Raw genomic sequence first — 9,101 nt, forward strand, 5'->3', positions numbered from 1 at the left:
TTTCCGGCGGGAGGCGGCATTTGGCCCTCGTGGCGGTTGGCGTCAGCGGCGGCATCAGCGCCTACAAGGCGGTCGAAGTGGTGCGCCTGCTGCAGAAGGCCGGCCACCAGGTCGCCGTCGTGATGACGCGCGCCGCCACGCGCTTCGTGGGCCCGCTGACCTTCGAGGCGATCACACAGCGCCGCGTGATCACCAGCCAGTGGACGCCGGGCGCCAATGCCGACATCGAGCACATCGCGCTGGCCTCCGAAGCGGCGCTGCTGCTGGTGGCCCCGGCCACGGCCAACACCCTCGCCAAACTCGCCCACGGCTTCGGCAGTGACTTCCTGACGTCGCTGGCCCTCGCCACGCGCGCGCCGGTTCTGGTCGCGCCGGCGATGAACACCCACATGTACGACCATCCGGCGACGCAGGCCAACATGGCCACGCTGCGGGCCCGCGGCGTGCGATTCGTCGAGCCGGGTGAGGGGTATCTGGCCTGCGGGTGGGTCGGCAAGGGGCGCCTCGCCGAGCCAGACGTCATTGCGGCCGAGGCCCTGCGCATCATCGACCCGCCACGCCTCCTGCGCGGGCGACGGGTGCTCGTGACCGCCGGGCCGACCTTCGAGGACCTCGATCCCGTGCGCTATCTCGGCAACCGCTCCAGCGGCCGCATGGGTATCGCCATCGCGGCTGAAGCGGCCCAGTTGGGGGCCGACGTCACGTTGGTGCTCGGTCCGACATCGCTGGCGCCGCCCCCAGGCGTGCGGACGGTGCGGGTGCGATCCGCCCACGACATGCACGGGGCCGTGTCCGCCGCACGGGCGACCGCCGATGCCATCGTCATGGCCGCCGCGGTGGCCGACTACACGCCCGCAGGTGGCGCGGCTGGAGACAAGGTCAAGAAGCAGGACGGCGACCTGACGGTGACGCTCGAGCGGACCGTCGACATCCTGGCCGACCTCGGTCGCTGGCGGGAGGGGCGTGCCCGTCCCGTGCTCGTCGGCTTCGCCGCCGAGACCACCGACGTGCTGGCCCATGCCGCGCGCAAGCGCGAGTCCAAGCAGGTGGACCTCATCGTCGCCAACGATGTCAGCCAGGCCGGCGCGGGATTCGAGGTCGAGACCAACATCGGCAGCTTCGTGACGGCCGAGGGCGTGCAGACCTTCCCGCTCGAGACCAAGACCGCGCTCGCCACGCGCATCGTGGCGTTCCTTGCCGAGCGGCTGGCCGCGACGCCCGTCGCGACGGTGGCGCCATGAGCGACGATCCGCGCGCGCAGTTGCGGGCGCACCTGCAGTTCTACGCCGACCTCGGCATCACCGGGTTCAGTCGCGAGGCCGCGTGGACGGCCAGCCGGGGTGACGGCCGGCTCGGAGAGCCGGCCCTACCCATCGGAGAGTCGGCCCTACCCGACGTTCGCGGCCCTGTGGCCGTCGACCCGAGTCTTGTCGCCGTCGGCCATCAGGTCGACGGTCATGGAGGAGACGGACTGCTCGCCGATCGGTCCGCCCCAATGGCGTCATTCGATTCTCTCGACGAGCTGCGTACACACATCGGGCCGCAGTGCACGCGCTGCAAGCTGTGCACGCTCGGCCGCACCCAGGTGGTCTTCGGCGTCGGGAACCCGTCGGCCGACCTGATGTTCGTCGGCGAGGCCCCGGGCAGCGACGAGGACGTCCAGGGGATTCCCTTCGTCGGACGTGCGGGCCAGTTGCTGACGAAGATCATCGAGGCGATCGAGATGCGGCGCGAGGACGTCTACATCGCCAACGTCATCAAGTGCCGCCCGCCGGGCAACCGCAATCCCGAGCCCGATGAAGTGGCGACCTGCGAGCCCTTCCTGTTCCGCCAGATCGATCTGGTGAAGCCCCGGGTGATCGTCGCGCTCGGCAAGTTCGCCGCCCAGTCGCTGCTGCGTACCGACACGCCGATCACGAAACTGCGCGGGCAGGTGCACCCGTTCCGCGGCGCCCAGCTGGTGCCGACCTTCCATCCGGCCTATCTCCTGCGCAGTCCCGACAAGAAGCGGGAGACGTGGGAGGACATGAAGCTGGTGCGATCCCTCCTGCGAGGCGAGGAGCGCTGATGCGCCTGGTCCGCGTGGCCGTGCCCGTGCCCGGGCTCGGTCTGCTGACCTACCGCCTGCCCGACGGCGTCCAGGCGCCCCGGGGCACGCGCGTGGTGGTGCAGGTCGGCCCGCGCAAGGTCACCGGCCTCGTCACGCACGACAACGCGCCCCTCGACGACGAGACCCCGGCCCGCCTGCGCGACATCCTCGAGGTCCTCGACGATGTGACGTTCCTGCCCGAGGAGGTCGTCGATCTCGCGCTGTGGGTGGGCGACTACTACCTGGCCGGTCCCGGCGAGGTCATCTCCTCGGCGATGCCGCCCAAGGGGTGGCTGCGCAGCGACATGACGCTGGCGCTGGCCGACGATGCGGCGGATGCGGAGCGGCACGCGGCCCGCGAACTGCCCCTCGACCAGCCGGTGGACGAGGCCATCCTGGACCTCCTGCGCGAGAAGGGACCGGTGGTGCGCCGGCAGGTCGCGCGCGCCGTGGCGACGCGGGCGAAGGGCTTCGACGCGACGCCGGAGATCATCTCGCGCGCCGTGCGCCGGTTGCTCAAGGCCGGCACCGTGCGGCTGCAGCCCGTGGTCACCGGCAAGGCGGATGCGTCGCGCAAGCAGCGCTGGATCCGTCCGACCGCCGCCGCCTTCGAGCCCGCCACGGCCCGTCTCGGCGCCAAGCAGGCCGCCGCGATCGCCGTGCTCGTCGGGACCCCCGAGGGCATGGACGCCAGCGTGTTGCGCGATCAGGGCATCGGCAGCGAGGTGGTCCGGCGCCTCGTGGCGATGGGACTGGCGCAGGTCGAGTGGCGCGCCGTCGCCCGGGACCCGTTCGCGAGCGGATCGGCCGGCACGTCCGAGGTGCTGGCGGCGCCGCTGTTCCTCCCGGTGACGCCCGAGCAGGCCGACGCGCTCGCCGTCCTCGAGCCCCTCATCGGCCAGGGATTCCATCCGGCGCTGCTGCACGGCGTCACGGGGAGCGGCAAGACGCAGGTCTACCTGCGCCTGGCGCGGGCGGCCCTGACGCAGGAGCGGGGCGTCCTGCTGCTCGTCCCCGAGATCGCGCTGACCTCGGCGGTGGCGTCGCTGTTCCGGCGCGCGTTCGGCGAGCGCGTCGCCATCCAGCACAGTGGGCTCTCCGACGGCGAGCGCTACGACCAGTGGCACCGCATCCGGCGAGGCGAGGTCGACATCGTCATCGGCACGCGGTCGGCGGTGTTCGCGCCGCTGCCGCGGCTCGGGCTGGTGATCGTCGACGAAGAGCACGACACCGCGTACAAGCAGGAGGAGAGCCCGCGGTACCACGGGCGCGATGCCGCGATGGTGCGGGCCCGGGACGCGGGCGCCCTCGCGCTGCTCGGGTCGGCGACGCCCTCGCTCGAGACCTGGCGGCATGCCGCCGAGGGGCGGTACCGGCTGGTGCGGATGCGTGAACGCGTCAACAATCGGCCGCTGGCCGAGGTGCGCACCGTCGACATGCGCGACGTCTTCGCGCAGGACGGCCCGGACGTGGTCCTGAGCCCGACGTTGCGCGACGCCCTGCAGGCCTGCCTCGCACGCCGCGAGCAGGCCATGGTGCTGCTCAATCGACGTGGCTATGCGCCGTCGCTGCTGTGCCGCGGCTGCGGCAACACGGCCGAGTGTCCCAACTGTGCGGTGACGCTCACCGTGCATCGCCGCGCGGCGCAGGTGCGGTGCCACTACTGCGGCTATGCCGCGCCGCTGCCGGAGGCCTGCCCGTCGTGCACGGGCGAGTTCCTGGAGTACACGGGCATCGGCACCGAGCGCGTCGAGCAGGAGGTGCACGCCGCCTGCCCCGACGCCCGGATTGCGCGAGTCGATCGCGACACGATGCAGCGTCGCGGCGCCATCGGGGCCGTGCTCGGCCGGTTTGCGGCGCGCGAGATCGACATCCTCGTCGGCACGCAGATGATCGCCAAGGGGCACGACTTCCCGCAGGTCACGCTGGTGGGGGTGGTCTCGGCCGACATCGGCCTCGGCGTGGCGGATTTCCGTGCCGCCGAGCGCACGTTCCAGCTGCTGACACAGGTCGCGGGGCGTGCCGGCCGCGGCGACGTGCGTGGCGAGGCCATCGTCCAGACGCTGCACCCGCATCACTACGCGATCGGCATGGCGTCCCGGCAGGCCTACGACGAGTTCGTCGAGCGGGAACTCGAATTCCGCGAGCGCATGCGCTATCCGCCCTGGCTCTCGCTGATCAACATCGTCGTGCGGCACGAATCGTTGGCGACGGCGCTCCGGGAGGCGGGGGTGCTGGCCGAGCGCCTCCGGAGCCTGGCGGCGGAGCGGTTCGGCGTGCTCGGCCCCGCCCCGGCGCCGCTCGGGCGTCTCCGCGGCGAGTCGCGCGTGCAGTTGTTCCTGAAGGGGCGGGATCGCGCGGCCATGCGTCAGTCGACGCGGCAGGCGCTCAGCGCCATGCCATCGCTGCACAAGCACGTCACCGTGGACGTCGATCCGCTGTCGATGCTGTGAGGAGCCGCCGACTGTAGCCGTCGACCTTCAGGTCGACGGTCAGTGATCTGCTGCGGAGCCCGACCAGCAGGTCGACGGTCAGTGATCTCCCGCGGAGCCCGATCGGTCGCCCTCGCCGCCGCTAGCGCCCGCCGATGAAGTCGATTGGGCTGATGGGCACCGGGGTGAAGCTCAGCACGAACATCACGACGGCGAAGACGGCCAGCGCGATGCGCCCCCGGCCGATCGGGAGGTGTTCCTCACCGACGGGCGGGTGGTCGAGGCCGAACGCGTAAGCCATCAGCACCAGCAGCGCGCTCCACACCGCCCAGCTGTACGACACGAAGACCGCCAGACTCACCAGGATCAGGATCGAGACGATGGTGACGTACCGCGACGCGCGTCCGACCAGCGCGTGGACGATATGGCCTCCGTCGAGCTGTCCGGCCGGGAACAGATTGAGCGCGGTGGCCAGCAGACCGAACCAGGCGGCGAACCCGGTGGGATGCATCACGAAGACGCTGCGGTCGGGCAGGGTGCCGAAGAACGTGTGCTGCAGCCACGTCAGCAGCAGGGGGTCGCCGAGATTGAAGCCCTGCAGGGCCACGGCGCGCGGCAACTGGACGACGTACGAGTGCGAGACGCCGTAGGTCGCCAGGGGCAGCAGCACCAGGAAGCCGGCGATCGGGCCGGCGATGCCGACATCGAACAGGGCGCGGCGCGTACCGGGCAGGGCCATCCGAATCACGGCGCCGAGTGTCCCGACCAGCGTCGGCACCGGGACGAAGTACGGGAGGGAGGCGGGAATCCGGTAATATCGACACGCGATGTAGTGACCCATCTCGTGCGAGCCGAGGATCAGCAGGGCCGGGATGCTGAACCAGAGTCCCCCCAGATAGGCCTGCACGCGGGTCAGGTCAGGCGGCGCAGGGCGCAGCCCGACAGCGGTCAGGTAGTTCAGGTAGAAGCCGGCGCCGGCCTCCGTCATCGTGTACAGGGTCGCCAGGAGCAGCAACAGATGCACCCAGGGGCGCGACCCGTAGCGCGCCCGAGGCTCCATCGACGGCGGCGAACCGGTCACCCAGGCGCCCTCGGCAGCAGACCACTGCATGGGGACGACCGTCGGGCGAGGATCGGGTGAGGCGTCGGTGTCGGGGGGTGGGAGCGGAGGCGTGGACACGGGCTGATGGGGCTCAGCCGCCGATGTTCTGCAGTTCTTTACCCGGCTTGAAGCGGATGGTGCGGCCCGGCGGGATGCGCACCTCCTTGCCCGTCCGGGGGTTGCGGCCGATGCCGCGTTTTCTCGGTTTCACCTGGAAGACGCCGAAACCGCGCAGTTCGATGCGTTCGCCACGTTTCATGGCTTCACGCATCGCCTCGAACACGGCCTCGACGGCGACCTCGGCCTTCACCTTGGTGATGTCGGCGATGGTCGCCACTTCGTTGATGATGTCGACCTTGATCATCGTGAGCCGCTAAGAAGCATAGATACAGGGGTTTAGAGTGTCAATCCGCAAGATGTCCGCATGACCGGTTCACACGCCCGCGCGCTGCCCACCGTGGTGCTCGTCGGCCGCCCCAACGTAGGGAAGTCGACGCTGTTCAATCGCATCACCCGCACTCGCCGCGCCATCGTCAACGCGATGGCCGGGACGACCCGCGACGTCATGGCGCATGACGCCGAGTGGCAGGGCATGCCGTTCAAGCTCGTCGACACCGGCGGCATCTTCGGCCACACCGAGGATCCGCTGCACGACATGGTGGTCGAGCACGGCAAGCGCGCCATCCTGCAGGCGGACCTGATCGTGTTCGTCGTCGATGGCCGCGAGGGGCGCGTGTCGGGAGACGACGAGATTGCGGCGGAGATTCGTCGGGTGGCCCAGGCGCCGGTGCTGCTGGCCGTCAACAAGGCCGACGACAAGCGGGCCCGCGACCGGATGTACGAGTTCTTCGCGTTCGGCTTCGATCACGTCTTCGAGATCGCGGCCGAGCACGGCACCGGCGTCCACGAGCTGATGGACGAGGTCCAGGTCCAGCTCAAGGCGGCGGGGAAGGTCGGCGAAGCGGTGACGCTGGAGTCGCCGGACGAGATCGCGGTCGCGATCGTCGGGCGGCCCAACGTCGGCAAGTCGTCGCTCGTCAACCGGCTGCTTCGGGAAGAGCGGACCATCGTCAGCGACATCCCGGGGACGACCCGCGATGCCATCGACACCCTGCTGCAGTGGCACAAGCGCACCTTCCGGATCGTCGACACGGCGGGCATCCGACGGCCCGGCAAGGTGGCCAGCGCGCACACCGTCGAGATGGTGAGCGTGCTGACCGCCAAGCGCGCCATGGAACGCGCCGACGTGGCCGTGCTGGTGATCGACGCCTCGCAGGGCGCCACCGATCAGGACGCCGCCATCGCCGGGGAGGCCGAGCGCCTCGGCTGCGGCATGATCATCGCCGCCAACAAGTGGGACCTGACCAAGGGCGAGGGCGACCGCTACTACAAGACCTTCGACGAGGAACAGCGCTACCGGATGAAGTTCCTCGACTACGCCCCGCTGCTGCACCTGTCGGCCCTGACGGGGGAGCGGGCCCAGAAGCTGCTCGAGACGGTCGATCGCGTGGCGGCCGCCCGCCGCAAGCGGATCACGACGGGGGAGCTCAACCGCTTCGTCGAGCGTGTCGGCCGGGAGCATCCGCCCTCGACGCCGGACAAGCGCCACGTGAAGATCCTGTATGCGGCGCAGACCGGCACCTGTCCGCCCCAGTTCGTGTTCTTCACCAACGTCGCGACGGCGTTCCACTTCTCGTACGAGCGCTTCCTCATCAACAACCTGCGCGAGACGTTCGGCTTCGAGGGCACGCCGATCCGGATCACCGTCCGAAAGCGGGGCGGGCGGGAGCGGGGCGAGAAATAGGACGGTTTCCGGTTCCCGATTCCCGGTTCCCGATTCCCGAGTTCTATACTTCCCCCGTGGCGGATTCCCAGAGCGTGACCATTCCGGACAAGCCCGCGTTCAAGGCGAGCGAGGTCTGCGAACTCGCGCAGATCCAACCCTACGTGCTGCGGTCCTGGGAATCCGAGTTCCCGGACCTCGGCTTGTCGAAGACGCCGGGCGGACCGCGGATCTATCGTCGGGTCGACGTCGAGCGGGTGCTGCGCATCCGCGACCTCGTGTTCGTCGAGGGCCTGACGCTGTCGGGCGTTCGGCGCCGGTTCGATGCCGAACAGCCGCCGCCCCAGGACGACCTGTTCGCGTTCGTCGCCGAAGTCCAGGCGGCGCAGGCCAAGGCCGCGCAGGCGAAGACCGCTGCGCCGCGTGCCGAACCGGCGAACGAGGCGCCGACGCCCGCGCCCATACCGGTGCCTGTGGTCACGCCTGCGTCCGCGCCAGCCACCCCCGCTCCGGTGGTCGCTGCGCCTTCGGGGGCCACGGCGTCGCCGTCGGCGGAGGCGGCGCCCCCCGTCGTGCCGGCCGTGGCGCGCGAGACGCTCGTGCAGATCAAGCAGGACATGCGGTCGCTGCTCGAGTTCCTGAGCGGCGAGGCCGCCCCGGGCGCGTCGCCGACGGCCAGGCGCGGACGACGAGGCTGATCACGGCGTCGGGACCGTTGTTCAGCCTGCCCGTGATGCGGTACAATCCGCCTTCGCGCCGCACGGCGCATGTCGGGACGTAGCGCAGCCTGGTAGCGCACCTGAATGGGGTTCAGGGGGTCGCGAGTTCGAATCTCGCCGTCCCGACCAATCACTCCCCGCATAACACCGCACTTGTCAATGCCGCAAGCGTCAGCCTTGGCGCGCGCGCATCGCTGATACGTGGAGGACGTTCAGCCCCACGGCGACGGCGACCAGCACCACACCGACGACCGTCACGCCGTGGGTGCGGAGGTGCTGCAAGGCCAGGATACTGAAGGCGAATGCCGGCACGGCGCTCCGTGCCCATCGGCTCTGACCGCTCCATCGCGCGGCGAAGAGCGCGCCCGCGGACACCGCCACGGCCTGGGTCCACCACAGTGACTCGGCACTGGGCCGCACGACGAGTGAGAGCGCTGCCCACACACCCACGGTGATCGCCACGCTGGCGAACACTACAAGGGGAGCCACCACTGTGAGCGGAACGGCGGGCATCTCCGGCTTCTAGCATGCCCGGCCGCCCCGGGCAAGCAGACGCTCCGCGTTGCGTGGTTGCGCCGCACGGGCGACCAGGCCGTTGCGGCGGCTGCCCGGCGGTGTTCGCCCCGCGCTTCATTCTGAACTTTGAATCTTGAATTGTTCCTGCCTCAGCCGGGAACCGATGACGGCTCGCAGGGGTCCTCTCAGCATGGACTCCGAGCGCGCCATCCACTGGTCGGCCACGGCCATCGGCCTCACTACGCTCTATTTCGCCGGCTGGGCGCTGTTTCGGCCGCAGTCGCTCGGCCAGGCCATGCGCGTCAGCACTACGCACGCGCACCTGCTCGGCTATCGGGACCTGGTATCGGCAACGTGGCTGCTGAGCCGACCGGATGCGGGCGCCTTCGCGTTCCGCGCGGCGGCCGACGCCATGGACGTAGCGACGCTGGCGCGCACGCGTCCCGGCGTGGCCGTGGGC

The 9,101-nt window shown here is 70.3% G+C and carries 9 protein-coding genes and 1 tRNA gene; 7 read left to right on the forward strand and 3 right to left on the reverse strand.

The genetic code is table 11. The features are described from left to right. Window positions 1-20 precede the first annotated feature (20 nt). From coaBC to priA, 3 genes are read left to right on the forward strand one after another with little or no spacing between them, the layout of a single operon-like run. On the forward strand, window positions 21-1,241 hold the full coding sequence (gene coaBC, locus Q0C41_RS17140) for a bifunctional phosphopantothenoylcysteine decarboxylase/phosphopantothenate--cysteine ligase CoaBC (protein ID WP_367079234.1): 1,221 nt from the start codon (window positions 21-23) through the stop codon (window positions 1,239-1,241). Then, complete coding sequence (locus Q0C41_RS17145) at window positions 1,238-2,068, forward strand: uracil-DNA glycosylase (RefSeq protein ID WP_291985613.1); 831 nt, start codon at window positions 1,238-1,240, stop codon at window positions 2,066-2,068. The genes coaBC and Q0C41_RS17145 overlap by 4 nt, the downstream gene beginning before the upstream one ends. Next, a complete protein-coding gene (gene priA, locus Q0C41_RS17150) occupies window positions 2,068-4,542 on the forward strand; it encodes a primosomal protein N' (protein ID WP_291985615.1) in 2,475 nt (824 codons plus the stop codon). Before Q0C41_RS17145 ends, priA begins: the two co-directional genes overlap by 1 nt. A 121-nt stretch (window positions 4,543-4,663) precedes the next feature. On the opposite strand, the gene Q0C41_RS17155 is transcribed toward priA, so the two are convergent. Continuing rightward, window positions 4,664-5,632, reverse strand: coding sequence for a site-2 protease family protein (locus Q0C41_RS17155; RefSeq protein WP_291985617.1), 969 nt, complete (start codon window positions 5,630-5,632; stop codon window positions 4,664-4,666). Window positions 5,633-5,714: 82 nt separating this feature from the next. Further along, a complete protein-coding gene (locus Q0C41_RS17160; protein ID WP_110172211.1) occupies window positions 5,715-5,987 on the reverse strand; it encodes an HU family DNA-binding protein in 273 nt (90 codons plus the stop codon). Window positions 5,988-6,047: 60 nt separating this feature from the next. Between Q0C41_RS17160 and der the strand changes: the two genes are divergently transcribed. The 3 genes from der to Q0C41_RS17175 all read left to right on the forward strand — a co-directional run bounded on the left by der (window position 6,048) and on the right by Q0C41_RS17175 (window position 8,254). Then, window positions 6,048-7,427, forward strand: a complete 1,380-nt coding sequence (der, locus tag Q0C41_RS17165; RefSeq protein ID WP_291985622.1) for a ribosome biogenesis GTPase Der — start codon at window positions 6,048-6,050, stop codon at window positions 7,425-7,427. 56 nt (window positions 7,428-7,483) lie between these two features. Further along, window positions 7,484-8,104, forward strand: coding sequence for a MerR family transcriptional regulator (locus tag Q0C41_RS17170; RefSeq protein ID WP_291985624.1), 621 nt, complete (start codon window positions 7,484-7,486; stop codon window positions 8,102-8,104). Window positions 8,105-8,177: 73 nt separating this feature from the next. Further along, a tRNA-Pro gene (locus Q0C41_RS17175) sits at window positions 8,178-8,254 on the forward strand. A 42-nt stretch (window positions 8,255-8,296) separates the two neighbouring features. Here the strand turns inward: Q0C41_RS17175 and Q0C41_RS17180 are convergent. After that, complete coding sequence (locus tag Q0C41_RS17180) at window positions 8,297-8,638, reverse strand: hypothetical protein (protein WP_291985626.1); 342 nt, start codon at window positions 8,636-8,638, stop codon at window positions 8,297-8,299. Between the two features lie 193 nt (window positions 8,639-8,831). On the opposite strand from Q0C41_RS17180, the gene Q0C41_RS17185 reads away from it, so the two are divergent. Continuing rightward, window positions 8,832-9,101, forward strand: a 270-nt coding sequence (locus tag Q0C41_RS17185) for a hypothetical protein (RefSeq protein ID WP_291985628.1), incomplete at its 3' end; no start/stop codon positions are given.

The organism is Luteitalea sp. (assembly GCF_022842525.1).
Classification (GTDB): Bacteria; Acidobacteriota; Vicinamibacteria; order Vicinamibacterales; family Vicinamibacteraceae; genus Luteitalea.